This is a genomic window from Pseudonocardia sp. 73-21 (assembly GCF_001899645.1).
GTDB lineage: Bacteria > Actinomycetota > Actinomycetes > Mycobacteriales > Pseudonocardiaceae > Pseudonocardia.
In genome coordinates this window covers 114,208-129,461 of record NZ_MKVV01000035.1, presented here as the reverse complement: position 1 = coordinate 129,461, position 15,254 = coordinate 114,208, and the positions used below count along the sequence as shown (strand labels likewise).

General features: G+C 70.6%; 18 protein-coding genes. 1 reads left to right on the top strand and 17 read right to left on the bottom strand.

The features are described 5' to 3' along the window. Nucleotides 1-86 precede the first annotated feature (86 nt). The 13 genes from BGP03_RS10375 to glyA all read right to left on the bottom strand — a co-directional run bounded on the left by BGP03_RS10375 (nt 87) and on the right by glyA (nt 11,129). The gene (locus tag BGP03_RS10375; RefSeq protein WP_296367807.1) at nt 87-539 is read right to left on the bottom strand and encodes a DUF2550 domain-containing protein; all 453 of its coding nucleotides are present in this window, start codon (nt 537-539) and stop codon (nt 87-89) included. 10 nt (nt 540-549) lie between these two features. After that, a complete protein-coding gene (locus BGP03_RS10370) occupies nt 550-933 on the bottom strand; it encodes a F0F1 ATP synthase subunit epsilon (RefSeq protein WP_296367806.1) in 384 nt (127 codons plus the stop codon). 3 nt (nt 934-936) lie between these two features. Continuing rightward, nucleotides 937-2,370, bottom strand: coding sequence for a F0F1 ATP synthase subunit beta (gene atpD, locus BGP03_RS10365; protein WP_296367804.1), 1,434 nt, complete (start codon nt 2,368-2,370; stop codon nt 937-939). Next, nucleotides 2,370-3,341, bottom strand: a complete 972-nt coding sequence (locus BGP03_RS10360; RefSeq protein WP_296367802.1) for a F0F1 ATP synthase subunit gamma — start codon at nt 3,339-3,341, stop codon at nt 2,370-2,372. The genes atpD and BGP03_RS10360 overlap by 1 nt, the downstream gene beginning before the upstream one ends. Before the next feature lie 12 nt (nt 3,342-3,353). After that, entirely contained in the window at nt 3,354-4,997 is a 1,644-nt protein-coding gene (gene atpA / locus BGP03_RS10355; protein ID WP_296367800.1) for a F0F1 ATP synthase subunit alpha, read from the bottom strand. Nucleotides 4,998-5,060: 63 nt separating this feature from the next. Then, on the bottom strand, nt 5,061-5,891 hold the full coding sequence (locus BGP03_RS10350) for a F0F1 ATP synthase subunit delta (RefSeq protein WP_296367798.1): 831 nt from the start codon (nt 5,889-5,891) through the stop codon (nt 5,061-5,063). Beyond that, nucleotides 5,891-6,457 (bottom strand): F0F1 ATP synthase subunit B, encoded by a 567-nt coding sequence (locus tag BGP03_RS10345; RefSeq protein ID WP_296367796.1) that lies wholly within the window; start codon nt 6,455-6,457, stop codon nt 5,891-5,893. The genes BGP03_RS10350 and BGP03_RS10345 overlap by 1 nt, the downstream gene beginning before the upstream one ends. Before the next feature lie 25 nt (nt 6,458-6,482). Next, entirely contained in the window at nt 6,483-6,764 is a 282-nt protein-coding gene (locus BGP03_RS10340; protein ID WP_296367794.1) for a F0F1 ATP synthase subunit C, read from the bottom strand. 46 nt (nt 6,765-6,810) lie between these two features. Continuing rightward, nucleotides 6,811-7,533 (bottom strand): FoF1 ATP synthase subunit a, encoded by a 723-nt coding sequence (locus BGP03_RS10335; protein WP_296367792.1) that lies wholly within the window; start codon nt 7,531-7,533, stop codon nt 6,811-6,813. Further along, nucleotides 7,530-7,934, bottom strand: a complete 405-nt coding sequence (locus BGP03_RS10330; RefSeq protein ID WP_296367790.1) for a hypothetical protein — start codon at nt 7,932-7,934, stop codon at nt 7,530-7,532. The genes BGP03_RS10335 and BGP03_RS10330 overlap by 4 nt, the downstream gene beginning before the upstream one ends. Nucleotides 7,935-7,980: 46 nt before the next feature. Next, on the bottom strand, nt 7,981-8,181 hold the full coding sequence (locus BGP03_RS10325; RefSeq protein WP_296367788.1) for an AtpZ/AtpI family protein: 201 nt from the start codon (nt 8,179-8,181) through the stop codon (nt 7,981-7,983). A gap of 436 nt (nt 8,182-8,617) precedes the next feature. Continuing rightward, nucleotides 8,618-9,817, bottom strand: coding sequence for an MraY family glycosyltransferase (locus tag BGP03_RS10320; RefSeq protein WP_296367786.1), 1,200 nt, complete (start codon nt 9,815-9,817; stop codon nt 8,618-8,620). Between the two features lie 31 nt (nt 9,818-9,848). Continuing rightward, nucleotides 9,849-11,129, bottom strand: a complete 1,281-nt coding sequence (gene glyA / locus BGP03_RS10315; protein ID WP_296367784.1) for a serine hydroxymethyltransferase — start codon at nt 11,127-11,129, stop codon at nt 9,849-9,851. Nucleotides 11,130-11,209: 80 nt separating this feature from the next. Between glyA and BGP03_RS10310 the strand changes: the two genes are divergently transcribed. Continuing rightward, a complete protein-coding gene (locus BGP03_RS10310) occupies nt 11,210-11,905 on the top strand; it encodes a TetR/AcrR family transcriptional regulator (protein ID WP_298797878.1) in 696 nt (231 codons plus the stop codon). A gap of 161 nt (nt 11,906-12,066) precedes the next feature. Here BGP03_RS10310 and BGP03_RS10305 read toward each other — a convergent pair whose 3' ends face one another. From BGP03_RS10305 to rpmE, 4 genes are all read right to left on the bottom strand, one after another. Beyond that, the gene (locus BGP03_RS10305; protein WP_296367780.1) at nt 12,067-12,714 is read right to left on the bottom strand and encodes an L-threonylcarbamoyladenylate synthase; all 648 of its coding nucleotides are present in this window, start codon (nt 12,712-12,714) and stop codon (nt 12,067-12,069) included. Nucleotides 12,715-12,731: 17 nt separating this feature from the next. Beyond that, nucleotides 12,732-13,592 (bottom strand): peptide chain release factor N(5)-glutamine methyltransferase, encoded by an 861-nt coding sequence (gene prmC / locus BGP03_RS10300; protein ID WP_298797876.1) that lies wholly within the window; start codon nt 13,590-13,592, stop codon nt 12,732-12,734. A gap of 88 nt (nt 13,593-13,680) precedes the next feature. Next, nucleotides 13,681-14,745: a peptide chain release factor 1 gene (gene prfA, locus BGP03_RS10295; protein WP_298797874.1), complete on the bottom strand. Its 1,065-nt coding sequence runs from the start codon at nt 14,743-14,745 to the stop codon at nt 13,681-13,683. A gap of 139 nt (nt 14,746-14,884) precedes the next feature. After that, nucleotides 14,885-15,100 (bottom strand): 50S ribosomal protein L31, encoded by a 216-nt coding sequence (rpmE, locus tag BGP03_RS10290; RefSeq protein WP_296367774.1) that lies wholly within the window; start codon nt 15,098-15,100, stop codon nt 14,885-14,887. Between the last annotated feature and the right edge of the window lie 154 nt (nt 15,101-15,254).

The window sequence follows — 15,254 nt, the reverse complement described above, 5'->3', positions numbered from 1 at the left end:
AATCGTGCACGCTCAGACCCCGACTCGCGGGTGCTCAGGGCACGACTCGCGGGCGCCCAGGGCACGACTCGCGGGGCGTGGCAGGGTCAGGAGGCCTGGCGGTAGCCCGTGCTCAGGCCGGGCGGGCGGGCCTCCAGCCACGACAGGAAGCCCGTGAGCACCCCGGGGGCCATGGCGAGCTCCAGGTCGGTACCGCGCCCGCGGCAGCGGAGCACCCACGCCGCGTTCGGGATCGCGTAGGTCTCGGCGTCCAGCGGGGCCCGGCGCTCGACGATCTCCAGGTCGGTGCGGTCGAGCACGATCGTGGCACCGGGCCGGAACGACGTGAGCCGGTACCAGGCGAACTGGTCGCCCCGGTACCGGCCCACGCCGAAGTGCCATCCCGCCGAGGCGTCCTTGGACAGCACAGCGGGGCGGCGGCGCAGACAGACGTCCACACCACCGCCCCGCATGAGGCGTACTCGCCTAAAGGCGAGGTATCCCAGGCACAAGCATGCGGCCAGCAGCAGGATGCCGACGACGAACGCCGTTTCTCCCACTGCGGCCCGGCTACTCGGCCGCGCCGGCGGCTTTCAGCCGCGCACGCGCCCGTGCGGCGGCGGCCGCACCGTCGGGGTCGGACTCGTCGGCGCGCTGCAGCGCCGAACGGGCCCGCGACTCGTCGATCTCCGTGGAGACCTCGGCGGACTCCGCCAGGATCGTCACGCCGTCGGGCGAGACGTGGAGGAAGCCGCCGTGCACGGCCACCGTGATGGCGGAGCCGTCCGTGCCGTCGATGCGGACGACACCGGCCTCCTCCAGCTGCGCGAGCGTGGGCTCGTGCCCCGGGAGGATGCCGATCTCACCCATGGTGGTGCGGGCGACGACGAAGGTGGCCTCTCCCGACCAGATCCGCCGCTCGACCGCGACCAGCTCAACCGTCATGTCCGCCATGGTTCAGCTCTCGAGCTTCTTCTTGTTCTTCTCGAGGTCCTCGATGCCACCGCAGAGGAAGAACGCCTGCTCCGGGTAGCTGTCGAACTCACCCTTGGCGATCTTGTCGAACGCCTCGATGGTCTCCTTCAGCGGCACCGTGGAGCCCGGCTGGTTGGTGAACTGCTCGGCCACCAGCAGGTTCTGCGACAGGAAGCGCTCGATGCGGCGGGCCCGGCCCACGAGCTGCCGGTCCTCCTCGGAGAGCTCGTCGATACCGAGGATCGCGATGATGTCCTGCAGGTCCTGGTACTTCTGCAGGATCCGCTTGACCTCGTTGGCGACGCGGAAGTGCTCGTCACCGACGTACTGCGGGTCGAGGATCCGGGACGTCGACGTCAGCGGGTCGACCGCCGGGTAGATGCCCTTCTGCGAGATCGGGCGGGAGAGCTCCGTGGTGGCGTCCAGGTGGGCGAACGTGGTGGCCGGCGCGGGGTCGGTGTAGTCGTCCGCAGGCACGTAGATCGCCTGCATCGAGGTGATCGAGCGACCACGCGTGGACGTGATGCGCTCCTGCAGCTCACCCATCTCGTCGGCCAGCGTCGGCTGGTACCCGACCGCCGACGGCATGCGGCCAAGCAACGTGGAGACCTCGGAACCCGCCTGCGTGAACCGGAAGATGTTGTCGATGAACAGCAGCACGTCCTGGTTCTGGACGTCGCGGAAGTACTCGGCCATCGTCAGCGCCGACAGGGCGACGCGCATACGCGTGCCCGGCGGCTCGTCCATCTGGCCGAAGACCAGGGCGGTGTCCTTGATGACGTCGGCCTCGGTCATCTCCGTGATGAGGTCGTTGCCCTCACGGGTGCGCTCACCGACGCCGGCGAACACCGAGGTGCCACCGAAGTTCTTCGCGACGCGCTGGATCATCTCCTGGATCAGCACCGTCTTGCCGACGCCGGCCCCACCGAACAGGCCGATCTTGCCGCCGACCACGTACGGGGTGAGCAGGTCGAGCACCTTGATGCCGGTCTCCAGCATCTCGGTCTTGCCCTCGAGCTGGTCGAAGTTCGGCGCCTTGCGGTGGATGCCCCACAGCTCGCCGGTGATCTCCAGGTCGGGCTTGTCCAGGCACTCGCCGAGCGCGTTGAACACGTGCCCCTTGACCTGGTCGCCGACCGGGACGGAGATCGGACGACCGAGGTCGGTGACCTCCTGGCCGCGGACCACGCCGTCGGTGGGCTGCATGGAGATGGTGCGCACGACGTTGTCGCCGAGGTGCTGCGCGATCTCCAGCGTCAGCGTCTTGGCGAGGTCACCGAAGGCGACCTCGAGGGTGAGGGCGTTGTAGAGCTCCGGCACCTGGTTGCGCGGGAACTCCACGTCGACGACCGGGCCGGTGACCCGGACTACCCGGCCAACCCTGGTCTGGGTGCCTGAATCAACGGTGGCGGTCATCAGTTCTCACTTCCTGCGGTCACGAGAGCATCGGCGCCACCGACGATCTCACTGATCTCCTGGGTGATCTGGGCCTGACGGGCCTGGTTGCTCTGCAGTGTCAGGGTACGGATCAATTCGTTGGCGTTGTCGGTGGCGGCCTTCATGGCCCGCTGCCGGTTCGCCGATTCCGAAGCCGCCGACTCGAGCAGCGCCGCGAAGAGCCGCGCACCGATGTACTTCGGCAGCAGCGCGTCGAAGAGCGCCTCTGCGTCGGGCTCGAACTCGTAGAGCGGCTTGATCTCGGCGGACGCCGACTCGGACTTCTCGTCCTCCTCGGTGTACTCGACCTCCATGGGCGCCATCCGCCGCGCCTGCGGCGTCTGGGAGACCATGTTGTTGAACTGGGTGTAGACGAGGTGGAGCTCGTCCACGGCCTCGACGTCGGCCTTCGGGGCACCCGTGACCTCGGCGGCCTCGTCGGTGTCCTTATCGCCCGCCCCGGCCATGAACGCCGCCACCAGCACCCGGGCCGCCTCGGCGGCGTCGGCGTACGTCGGCTGCTCGGAGAAGCCCGTCCAGGCCGCTGCGACCGTGCGCTTGCGGAAGCGGTAGTAGCCCACACCCTTGCGCCCGATGACGTAGAGCACCGGCTCCTTGCCCTGCTCGCGGAGCAGGGACTGGAGCTGCTCGGCCTCGCGCAGCACGTTGGCGTTGTAGCCGCCGCACTGCCCTCGGTCGCTGGTGACCACCAGGATCGCGGCCTTCTTCGGCTCCGCCCGCTCCACGAGCAGCGGGTGGTCGAGCGCCGAGTTGCTGGCCAGCTCCGTGAGCATGGTGGTCATCTGCTCGGCGTAGGGCTTGGCTTCCTCCACCCGCGCCCGCGCCTTCACGATGCGGGACGTGGCGATGAGCTCCATCGCCCGGGTGATCTTCTTGATGGACTGCGTCGACTTGATCCGCCGCCGCAGCACTCGGATCTGTGCCGCCATTGCGCTACCCGATCAGCTCGTGGCCGGAGCCGGCTTGTTGACCTTGACGGTCTCCTGGTCGACCTCGTCCTCGTCGAGCGCCTTCTCGTCCTTCGGGACGACCGACGAGCCGTCCGAGGCCGTGAACTGCTCCTTGAACTTCTTCGTCACGTCCTCGAGGCGGGCGATGTTCTCGTCGGTGAGCTTGCCGCTGTCGCGGATCTCGGCGAGGGCGCCCTCCTCGTTGCGACGGAGGTTGTCGAGGAACTCCGACTCGAAGCGCTGGATGTCGGCCACCGGGACCGAGTCGAGCTGGCCGGTGGTGCCCAGCCACAGCGAGGCCACCTGCTCCTCGACGGGCTGCGGTGCGTACTGGCCCTGCTTGAGCAGCTCGACCAGGCGGCTACCGCGGCCCAGCGCGCGCGCGGAGGCCTCGTCCAGGTCGGAGCCGAACGCGGCGAAGGCCTCCAGCTCGCGGTACTGCGACAGGTCGAGACGCAGCGAGCCGGACACCGACTTCATCGCCTTGATCTGCGCCGAGCCACCGACCCGGGAGACCGAGATACCGACGTTGATGGCGGGCCGGACGCCCTGGTTGAACAGGTCGGACTCCAGGAAGACCTGGCCGTCGGTGATCGAGATGACGTTGGTCGGGATGAACGCCGACACGTCGTTGGCCTTGGTCTCGATGATCGGCAGGCCGGTCATCGAGCCCGCGCCCAGCTCGTCCGACAGCTTCGCGCAACGCTCCAGCAGGCGGGAGTGCAGGTAGAAGACGTCGCCGGGGTACGCCTCGCGGCCCGGCGGGCGGCGCAGCAGCAGCGAGATGGCGCGGTAGGCGTCGGCCTGCTTGGACAGGTCGTCGAAGATGATGAGGACGTGGTTGCCCTGGTACATCCAGTGCTGGCCCAGCGCCGAGCCGGTGTAGGGGGCGAGCCACTTGAAGCCGGCCGGGTCGGAGGCGGGAGCCGCGACGATCGTGGTGTACTCGAGCGCGCCCGCGTCCTCCAGCGACTGCCGGATGCCGGCGATCGTGGAGCCCTTCTGGCCGATGGCGACGTAGATGCAGCGGACCTGCTTCTTCGGGTCGCCGCTCTCCCAGTTCTGCTTCTGGTTGATGATCGTGTCGACGCAGACCGCGGTCTTGCCGGTCTTGCGGTCACCGATGATCAGCTGTCGCTGGCCGCGGCCGATCGGCGTCATGGCGTCGATGGCCTTGATGCCGGTCTGCAGGGGCTCCGACACACTCTGGCGCTCGACCACCGAGGCGGCCTGCAGCTCGAGCACGCGCTGCGTCTCGGCCTCGATGTCGCCCAGGCCGTCGATCGGCGCACCCAGGGGGTCGATGACCCGGCCCAGGAAGTTGTCGCCGACGGGCACCGAGAGGATATTGCCCGTGCGCCGGACCTGCTGGCCCTCCTCGATGCCGCCGTAGGCCCCGAGGACGACCGCGCCGATCTCGCGCTGGTCGAGGTTGAGCGCCACCCCGAGGACGCCGCCGGAGAACTCCAGCAGCTCGTTGGTCATGCACGAGGGCAGGCCCTCGACGTGCGCGATGCCGTCGCCGGTGTCGGAGACGGTGCCCACCTCCTCGCGGGAGGTTTCGGTCTCCAGCGACGAGACGTAGCCGGAGATCGCACTCCGGATCTCCTCGGAGGAGATCGTCAGCTCAGTCATGGCTGTTCCGTCTTCCTATCTGATGCGCGATCTGCGTCGCGGGCGGGGGCGGTCATGGGTGGCTCAGCTCGGCAGCTTGCGTCGCGCCGTGGCGAGCTTGCTGGACACGCTGCCGTCGATGAGCTCTCCGCCGACCTGGACGACGAGGCCGCCCAGCAACGAGGGATCGAGCTCGACCTGCAACGAGATCGGCCGGTTGTAGAGCCTGGTGAGGGAGTCGGTGAGCCGCTGCTCCTGCTCCGCCGTGAGCCGCACCGGGGTGCGGACGTGCGCGACGTAGCGGTCGCGGCGGGCGGCCGCGAGCTCCGAGAGCTCCTCGGCCGCGACCTGCAGGTTGCGGCCGCGGGGGATGCGGACGGTCTGCTCCAGCAGCGTCTCCGCGACGGGCGAGACCTTGCCGCCGAGCACCGTGTGCAGCAACGCGACGCGCTTGTCGGCCGGGGTGCTCTGGTCGGCCAGCAGCGAGGAGAGCTGCGGCTCGCGGTCGAGGATGCGACCGAAGCGGAACAGCTGGTCCTCGACGTCGTCGAGGGTGCTGTCCTTCTCCGCGACGCCCAGCGTGGCCCGCCGGGCCAGCACCTCGACGCCCTCCAGGAGGTCACCGGTCCTCGACCAGCGGGCCGACACGAGGTCGTTCACCACGTCCAGCGCGGAACGGCTGATCTTGCCGTTCAGCAGGCGGTCGGCGAGACCCGAGCGGGCCGCCCCGGGGGTGGTGGGGTCGGCGAGCGAACGCCGGAGCCCGATCTCGGTGGTCAGCAGCCGCAGCACGGCGAACAGGTCGTCGCCCAGCTGCTTGAGGTCGGCCGCCGACGAGCCGTCGACGCGGGCGTCGAGGTGGTCGCCCGCCTCGGCCAGCGCGTCGCGGCTGGCGGACTGGAGTACGGCCGCCATCAGCTCTGTCCGCCGCCGGTGCCGGCGCCCTGCGCGGGAAGGCCCTCCAGCTCGGAGAGGAAGCTGTCGACCGTGGCCCGGCGGCTGCTCTCGTCGCCCAGGGAGTTGCCGACGATCCGCTCGGCCAGCTGCATGGACAGGCCGCCGATCTCGGTGCGCAGCTCACGAACGGTCTGGTCCCGCTGGCTCGCCAGCTGCTCCTCGCCGCGCTGCCGGATGCGGGCGACCTCGGCCTCCGCCTGCTCCTTGAGCTCCTCGCGGATGCGCGTGGCATCGGCCCGGGCGTCGTCGCGGATGCGAGCGGCCTCGGTGCGCGCCTCGGCCAGGGCCGACTCGTAGCGCTCCTCGGCCTGCTTGAGCTTGCGGGTGGCCTCCTCGCTGTCCTCGACCTGCTTGCGGATCATCGCCTGCCGGTCGTTCATGGCCTTCGAGAGAGGCGGCCACACGTACTTGCGCAGGATGAAGAGGATCAGCAGGAAGGCCAGAACCTCGATGACCAGCGTGAAGTCGGGAATGAGGAAGTTGTTGGTACTGCCGCCTTCAGCGGCGAGGACCGATCCAGTCATCGTGAGCTCCGCTCAGGTGGAGGAGTCAGGCGCCGGGCGTGGCGAAGACGAACAGCGCCATGAAGGCCAGGTTGATGAAGTACGCGGCCTCACAGAGACCGACGGTGATCAGGAACTGGCCGAACAGACGGCCCTGGGCCTCCGGCTGGCGGGCGATACCGGCGATGACCTGACCACCGGCGTAACCGTCACCGATGGCCGCACCGATGGCGCCACCGGCGAGGGCGATACCACCGGCGAGGAGGCCGGCGGCCTTCAGGGTGCTGGTGTCAGCGGCGGCCTGGGCCAGGTAGATCGTGGCAGACACTTTCTCTCCTTCAATGGTTGTACAACGTCGAGGGGGGAGCAGTGGATCAGTGAGCGCCTTCGGCGGCCTTGACGTCCTCGTTCACGACGGCCTGTCCGAAGTAGACGATGGTGAGCACGGTGAAGATCACGGCCTGCAGGACACCGATGAAGATGTCGAACAGCTTCCAGATCGTGAACGGCACCCAGAAGACGTAGATGGGCAGCAGCACGATGACCTGGATCATGATCACGCCGGACAGCACGTTGCCGAACAGTCGCAGAGCCAGCGAGAGCGGCTTGACGATCTCCTCGATGATGGCCAGCGGGTTCTTGAACTCACCGAAGAAGTGGCCCGGGTTCCGCTTGATGGCGGTGAACCAGACGCAGAGCATGACCACCAGCGAGAGCGCGAACGTCAGGTTCGTGTCGGCGGTGGGCGGAGGCAGGACCTCCTCGGTGGGCAGGATCGCCAGGAGGTTGCAGAAGAGGATCATCAGGGCGATCGCGAAGGCGAACGGCACCACCCACGGCGCGGTGCGGATCCCGAGGCTCTGCTCCACCTGGTCCTCGATGGCGTCCTTGGTGGTCTCGAACGCCAGCTGCACCTTGGTCGGCCTGCCGACGCTCGCGCCGCGCGCCACGTAGAGGCCCAGCCCGATCACGATGGCCCCCGCGATCAGGGTGGCGACGATCGTGTCGAGGTTGACGGACATGCCGAAGATCGACCCTGTCCAGTGCTCCCCGACGGAGACGCCACCGCCGGCGGCCAGGACGATGTTGCCGCTCACCACGAGCGCACCTCTTTCGTGATGGGAATGGCCGCCACGACGGCGGCGATGAACTGGAAGACGGCGACCCCGACGATGGCGCCGATGCCGGCCGGCCGGAAGAACACGGCGCACCCGAAGGCGATGACGGAGATGACGGCGAGGCGGCCGATGGAGCCGACCGCGAAGCCCTTCTTGCCGGACCCACCACGGTTGGCGTAGGACGCGGCGGCCCGCTGGACCATGGCCAGGTTGAGCACGCCGAGACCGAGGCCGGCGGCGAGGAAGACGCCCCAGAGAGCCTGCTGGAGGACGACGAGGACGACGACGGCCAGCACGGCCGCCACGGCGGCGGCGATGACCGAACGACGGAAGACGGACCGGATGTTGGGCGGGATGTAGGGCGCGTCCGCACCCGGCATCGACGTCACATCACTCTCCCATTCAGGACATTGGGCCTTGCGTCACTCACATGAACCTCTTCGACAGCCGATACACCGTTGCACCTGCAGAGACCAGACCGAGCCCGAAGCCGACGAACGCGAAGACGGGGAACGTGCCCACAGCCGTGTCCAGGAGCCAACCGAGACCGAACCCGACGGCCAGGTTGGCGGCGAGCGCAACACCCAGGCCGAACAGATCACCGAGGCCCGGACCGTTTCCGCTCACACTGGAGGGCTGGTCACGCAGAACACCGTGTGCGGTCCACCGTCAAGGGCAACTCCTCCAGTCGTGTCTCCGGACGGAGTTCGCTCGCACCGTCGGGAGGGCCATGCTGAATCGGATATCCGGGCGGCAACCATCCCGGCAGCGGCGACGTTACCACAGGGTCACCGACCCTCCTTACACCCCATGACCTGCGACAAGGCCGCTCGTGCACAAATTCACAAGGGTGATCGAGACGGTCGGAACGGACAGGTGGACGACCCCACCGGACGGCACGACCGGGGCGCACCGATCGAAGGCGGCAGGCGGGACGTTCCACCGAGGTCAGACACGCTCCGCCGCAGATCCGGATGCGCGATCCCGTTCGACCACCTGGCCGAGTGGGACCGGGGATCTGCCACGACCACGTGCCGTCACCACCCTCGGGCGGTGAGCAAGATCACGAATGTGTGCTTCGTCCGGTACGCTGGACCGGCGGCACCGGGGCGGTGGCCGGGGCGGCCGCCGCACGACGGCGCGCCCGCGGCACCAGCGAGGCGAGCACGGCGAGCAGCAGGCCGATCCCGACGGCCCACAGGACGACCGCCGGGTCGCCGATGAGCGACAGCGCCACGGCCCCGAACGCGAGCACACCGGCCCACAGGTAGATCAGCAGCACCGCGCGCCGGTGGCTGTGACCGATCTCGAGCAGCCGGTGGTGCAGGTGCATCTTGTCCGGCGCGAACGGGCTCATCCCCTTGCGGGTGCGCCGGACCACGGCCATCAGCAGGTCCAGCACGGGCACGAACACCACGGACGCGAGCACGATCACCGGCGCGAACAGCGCCAGCGCGTTGAACGAGGCGTTCTCGTCGAGCGGGGTCTTGCCCGACTCCATGGTGCTGGCGGCCGCGAGCAGCAGGCCGATCAGCATCGAGCCGGAGTCGCCCATGAAGATCCGGGCCGGGTTGAAGTTGTGCGGCAGGAAGCCCAGACAGGCCCCGGCGAGCACCGCGGCGATGAGCGCGGGCGAGTAGTAGGACGGGTCGTTGCCCACCTTGACGATCAGCCCGAGCGCGAACGCCCCGCTGGCCACCGCCGAGATCATGCCCAGGCCCGCGGCCAGTCCGTCGAGGCCGTCGACGAAGTTCATCGCGTTCACCAGCGCCACGGTCAGCAGCACCGTGACCAGCAGGCCCTGCTCCAGCCCGAGCACCAGGAAGTTGCCCTGGCCGGTGCCGCCCCACGGCACCCACAGCGACACCCACTGCACGCCGAAGATGACCAGGATGCCGGCCGACATCACCTGGCCGGCGAACTTCGTGAGCGCGTCGAGGTCGTAGCGGTCGTCGAGCGCGCCGACGACCACGAGCACCACGGCGGCGATCATGACGCCGACGACCTCGTTGGAGAAGTCGAAGGCCAGCCGCAGCGCCGGCAGCTGGAACGCCATCAGCACCCCGGCGAGCACGCCGCCGAGCATCGCGATCCCGCCCCAGCGCGGCGTGGGCGTGACGTGGACGTCGCGCCCACGGGGCCAGGCGACCGCGCCGAGCTTGAGCGCGAGCACCCGCACCGGCCCGACCAGCAGGAACGTGATGACCGCCGCCGTCAGCCCGGCGAGCAGGAACTCCCGGTACGGGACGACCAACGCCGGCACGGCCGCGGGATCGATGGCGGTCCTCCGACGGTCAGGAGCGGGGGTACGCGGGAGCCCGCGCAACGAGCGCGCTCACGGCCTCCGCGACCGCGGCGAGCTCGGCATCGCCGGCGGCGGTGCCGTGCTCGGCCTTGACCGCCCGCGCGAGCAGCGACCCGATCTCCGCCATGTCCGACTCCACCATGCCCTGCGTCGTGACGCTCGGCGAGCCCACCCGCAGGCCCGAGGGCTTCATCGGCGGGGCCGGGTCGTAGGGGATGGCGTTCTTGTTGAGCGTGATGCGGGCGAGCCCGGAACGCTCCTCGGCGTCCGCCCCGGTGACGCCGATGGGGCGCAGGTCGATGAGCGAGAGGTGGGTGTCGGTGCCACCGGAGACCGCGCGCATGCCCTCCGCCTCGAGGCTCTTGGCCAGCGCCTGCGAGTTGGCGACCACCTGTGTGGCGTAGGCCTGGTAGGCGGGCTGCGCCGCCTCGCGCATGGCGACGGCCTTGGCCGCGACGGCGTGCATCAGCGGGCCGCCCTGCGAGAACGGGAAGACGGCCTTGTCGATCGCCTTCGCGTGCTCCTCGCGGGCGAGGATCATGCCGCCGCGCGGGCCGCGCAGCACCTTGTGCGTGGTGGCCGTGACGACGTCGGCGTAGGGCACCGGCGAGGGGATGGCCTTGCCGGCCACCAGGCCGATGAAGTGCGCCGCGTCGACCATGAGGATGGCGCCGACCTCGTCGGCGATCTCGCGGAAGGCCTTGAAGTCGATCAGGCGCGGGTACGCGGTGGCGCCGGCGATGATCATCTTGGGCCGGTGCTCGCGGGCCAGGTCGCGGACCTGGTCGTAGTCGATCAGCTCGGTGTCCTGGCGGACCGAGTAGCTGACGTTGTGGAACCACTTGCCGGAGAAGCTGACCTTGGAGCCGTGGGTGAGGTGACCACCCTGCTTGAGGTCCATGGCGAGCACCGTGTCGCCGGGCTGGGTGAACGCCCCGTAGACGGCGAAGTTGGCCGACGCGCCGGAGTGCGGCTGCAGGTTGGCGTGCTCGGCGCCGAAGAGCTCCTTCGTGCGCGCGTTGCCGATCTCCTCGGCCCGGTCCACGACCTCGCAGCCGCCGTAGTAGCGGCGGCCGGGGTAGCCCTCGGCGTACTTGTTCGACAGCGTGGACCCGAGGGCGGCCAGCACGGCCGGGCTCGTGAGGTTCTCGCTGGCGATGAGCTGCAGGCCGCCGCGCAGGCGGGCCAGCTCGTCGAGCACCACTCCCGCGATCTCCGGGTCCTGGTGCTGAAGCGCGTCGAAGTCGGGGCCCCAGAACGGTGTCGTCACGATGGACCACGGTACCCGCTGCGCCAGGTGTCGCGGCGCGCGGTCCCGGAGCAATGCTCTGCTGCCGGTACAGTGCTCGCATGAGCGCCGCCGGAACCCGTGCCCGCGTCCGCGCCGAGCTGACCCGCGAGATCGCCGAGGTGGCCCGCACCCACCTCGCGTCCGACGGCGCGGCGGCCCTGTCCCTGCGGGCCGTGGCCCGCGAGCTGGGCATGGCCAGCTCCGCGGTCTACCGCTACTTCCCCAGCCGCGACGAGCTGCTCACGGCGTTGATCATCGACGCCTACAACGCGCTGGGCGAGGCCGCCGAGCAGGCCGACGCGGCACTCGCCCGCGACGACCTGCGGGGCCGCTGGCGCGCGGTGTGCACCACGATCCGGACGTGGGCCGTGACCCGTCCCCACGAGTACGCACTGGTCTACGGCTCCCCCGTGCCCGGTTACGCCGCACCGGAGGCCACGATCGAACCGGCCTCCCGCGTGGACCTCGTCCTCGCCGGGATCCTGGCCGACGGCGTCCGGACCGGCGCCGTCGACGCGACGTCGGACGGCTCGGGCGCCGACGCGGCCCTCTCCCCCGGCCTGGCGGCGATGATCGACCTGCCGGACGACCCCACCGGGTCGGTGGCGGCCCGCGCCGTCTACGCCTGGTCGAGCCTCTTCGGCCTGCTCACCTTCGAGCTGTTCGGCCACGCCCACAACGTGGTGGCCGACCACGAGGCGCTGTTCGCGGACGCGGTGGAGCGGATCGGCACGCAGGCCGGCCTCCCCACCTGACAGGTGCTCATCACGGCGGGGCTCGGCGTCGCCTGCCGGGGGGCGAGCGACGAGTCGTCATGATCGGCGCCCACCGCACCCCGCCGCCCTCGGCAGGGCCACCACGTGCGGCGCACGACGATCACGGCCGATACGGCACCAGGCGGCGGCGTACGGGGAGGTCAGGCGGTCAGGACCTCCTGGCCCAGGACCTTCGCCACCTCGTCGCGGGTGACCGCGCCCTCGCGCAGGACGCGGGGGGTGTCGCCCGTCAGGTCGACGATCGTGGACGCGACCGGCTCGCCGGACGGACCGCCGTCGAGGTACACCCCGACCCGGTCGCCCAGCTGCCCGACCGCCTCGGCGGCCGTGGTGGCCGGCGGACGGCCGGACACGTTCGCGCTGGACACGGCCATCGGGCCCACGTCGCGCAGCAGCTCCAGGGCCACCGGGTGCAGCGGCATGCGCAGCATCACCGTGCCCTTGGTGGAACCGAGGTCCCACGACAGCGACGGCGCGTGCGGCAGCACGATCGACAGCCCGCCCGGCCAGAACGCCTCGATGAGGTCGCGGGCGGCCTTCGGCACGCCGAGCACCAGGCCGTCGATCGTGGACCAGGAGCCGACGAGCACGGGCACGGGCATGTCCGGGCCGCGGTTCTTCGCGGCGAGCAGGCCGCGGACCGCGGCGGCGGAGAAGGCGTCGCAGCCCAGCCCGTACACGGTGTCGGTGGGCAGGACGACGAGCCGACCGGTGCGCACGGTGCGGGCCGCCGAGGCGAGTCCGTCGGTGCGGGCGTCCGGGTCGGAGCAGTCGAAGGTCGTTGGCACGGGGGGCAGCCTAGAACTCAGGCCTGGGGAAGCCGCCGGGCGGTGGCGAAGCGGGGCCGGCCGTTGAGGTCGGTGTGCTCCTCGACGTCGGTGAGCACCCGGCGGCGGCGCAGCAGCGCGGGCACGGCCTCGCCATGGGTGTCGTCGTGCTCGATGGCCAGGTGGCCGCCGTAGCGCAGCAGGCCGGCGGACGCGCCGATGACGGCTCGGATGATCTCCAGGCCGTCCGGGCCCCCGAACACCGCGCCGTGGGGGTCCCAGTCCTCGACCTCCGGGGGCACCGGCGTGTGGTCGGGCACGTAGGGCGGGTTGCACAGCACGAGGTCGACGTGGGACTCCAGCTCGATGAGCAGGTCGGTCCAGCGCACGTCGGCCGCGTGCAGCGTGACGGTGCCGCCGTGCGCGGCGATGTTGCGCTGCGCCCACGTCAGCGCACCGGCGTCGGCCTCGACGGCGTGCACCACGGCGTCCGGACGCGAGGCGGCGACAGCGAGCGCGAGCGCCCCCGAGCCGGTGCACAGGTCCACCACCAGCGGCGACGGCACGTCCGCGATCGCCGTGAGCCCCCACTCCAGCAGCAGCTCGGTCTCCGGTCGCGGGGTGAACACCCCCGGTCCGACCGCCACCTCGACCGGCCCGAGCACGGCCGTGCCGAGCAGGTGCTGCAGCGGCTCGCGGGACGCCCGCCGGACGACGAGCTTGCGCAGCTCCTCCACCACCGGCGGGTCGACGAGCGGGTGCATCATCAGCTTGCTGCGCTCCACCCCGACGACGTGCGCGGCGAGGGTCTCGGCGTCGAAGCGGGGCGACGACACCCCGCACTCGGCGAGCATGCGCTCGGCCTCGGCGATGGCCAGCCGCAGCGGCTGGCGGCTCATCGCACTGCCGGCCGCAGTACCGGCCCGGGGTCGTGCGCGGAAATCAGGGCCCCGGCACTGTTTTCCGCGCACGGGCGCCGGAGGCGCATCACGACGCCAGCTGGGAGGCGCGATCGGCGGAGGACAGGGCCTCGAGCACGCCGTCCAGATCGCCGTCGAGCACCGTGCTCAGGTTGTGGGCCTTGTAGCCGACGCGGTGGTCGGAGATGCGGTTCTCCGGGAAGTTGTAGGTGCGGATGCGCTCGGAGCGGTCGACGGTGCGCACCTGCGAGCGGCGCTCCTCCGACGCGGTGGCCTCGAGCTCGGCCTCGTGCAGGGCCTGCAGCCGCGACCGCAGCACCTCCATCGCCCGCGCCCGGTTCTGTAGCTGGGAGCGCTCGTTCTGGCAGCTCACCACGAGCCCGGTGGGCAGGTGCGTGATGCGCACGGCCGAGTCGGTGGTGTTGACGCTCTGCCCGCCGTGGCCCGACGAGCGGAACACGTCGACGCGCAGGTCCTTCCCGTCGATCTCGACGTCGGCGTCCTCCCCGGTGTCGGGGTAGACGAGCACCCCGGCGGCCGAGGTGTGGATGCGCCCCTGCGACTCCGTGACCGGCACCCGCTGCACGCGGTGCACGCCGCCCTCGAACTTCAGCGCCGACCAGACACCGTCGGGGTCGGTGCCGCGTGAGCGCACCACCATCGTGATGTCCTTGACGCCGCCGAGGTCGCTGGGCGTGGAGTCGAGGACCTCGACCTTCCATCCGCGACGCTCGGCGTAGCGCGTGTACATGCGCACGAGGTCGCCGGCGAACAGCGCCGACTCGTCGCCGCCCTCCCCCGACTTGACCTCCATCACGACGTCATCGCCGTCGTGCGGGTCGCGCGGGACGAGCAGCTCCGCGAGCTTCGTCTCCAGCGCGGGGATGCGGGCCGCGAGGGCCTCGGCCTCGGCGGCGAACGACGGGTCCTCGTCGGCCAGCTCGCGGGCGGCGGCCTCGTCCTCCCGGACGGCCGCCAGCTCCTTCGCGGCGCCGACCACCTGGCCCAACTCGGCGTAGCGGCGGCCCAGCTTCTTGGCCGCGCCCGCATCGGCGTGCACCGAGGGGTCGGCGAGCGCGCGCTCCAGCTCGGCGTGCTCCATGAGCAGCGCGTCGACGGATGGTGCGCTCACGTGCCCTCCTCGCTGACGCTCGTCGAGCGCGTTCGCGCCGCTGCTGCGTTGAATGGTGAGCTCGCAAGCTCGCTCACGTGGACTCCTCCGAACATGCGGACGGCGCCCACCCCCGAGGGAGTGAGCGCCGTGGGTGAAGCTACTTGCCCGCGCGCTTGCCGTAGCGAGCCTCGAAGCGGGCGACGCGACCGCCGGCGTCGAGGATCTTCTGCTTGCCGGTGTAGAACGGGTGGCAGGCGGAGCAGACCTCGACGGTGATCGCACCGTTGGCCTTCGTGCTGCGGGTGGTGAACTGGTTGCCGCAACCGCAGGTGACCTGGGTGTCGACGTACTGGGGGTGAATGCCCTGACGCACGGTGGTTCCTCTCGATGTGGCGCCGGGTCCCCGTGGGAGGGGTGAACCGGAGCCGGAGCGTGACGTGTCATTGAACCATCCGGCCCCCGCCGATGTTCCCGCGCCCTATCGGCAGGTGGCCGTGCCGCTGTCGACGTCGGGTGCGCCGACGAAC

What these genes read in the sequence shown, in the direction of transcription:
- BGP03_RS10310 (WP_298797878.1), top strand. Translation starts at nt 11,210, where the DNA reads ATGAGCGCCGCCGGAACCCGTGCCCGCGTCCGCGCCGAGCTGACCCGC.
- atpD (WP_296367804.1), bottom strand. Translation starts at nt 2,370, where the DNA reads ATGACCGCCACCGTTGATTCAGGCACCCAGACCAGGGTTGGCCGGGTA.
- atpA (WP_296367800.1), bottom strand. Translation starts at nt 4,997, where the DNA reads ATGACTGAGCTGACGATCTCCTCCGAGGAGATCCGGAGTGCGATCTCC.
- BGP03_RS10345 (WP_296367796.1), bottom strand. Translation starts at nt 6,457, where the DNA reads ATGACTGGATCGGTCCTCGCCGCTGAAGGCGGCAGTACCAACAACTTC.
- BGP03_RS10350 (WP_296367798.1), bottom strand. Translation starts at nt 5,891, where the DNA reads ATGGCGGCCGTACTCCAGTCCGCCAGCCGCGACGCGCTGGCCGAGGCG.
- BGP03_RS10370 (WP_296367806.1), bottom strand. Translation starts at nt 933, where the DNA reads ATGGCGGACATGACGGTTGAGCTGGTCGCGGTCGAGCGGCGGATCTGG.
- prmC (WP_298797876.1), bottom strand. Translation starts at nt 13,592, where the DNA reads ATGAGCCGCCAGCCGCTGCGGCTGGCCATCGCCGAGGCCGAGCGCATG.
- BGP03_RS10330 (WP_296367790.1), bottom strand. Translation starts at nt 7,934, where the DNA reads ATGCCGGGTGCGGACGCGCCCTACATCCCGCCCAACATCCGGTCCGTC.
- BGP03_RS10360 (WP_296367802.1), bottom strand. Translation starts at nt 3,341, where the DNA reads ATGGCGGCACAGATCCGAGTGCTGCGGCGGCGGATCAAGTCGACGCAG.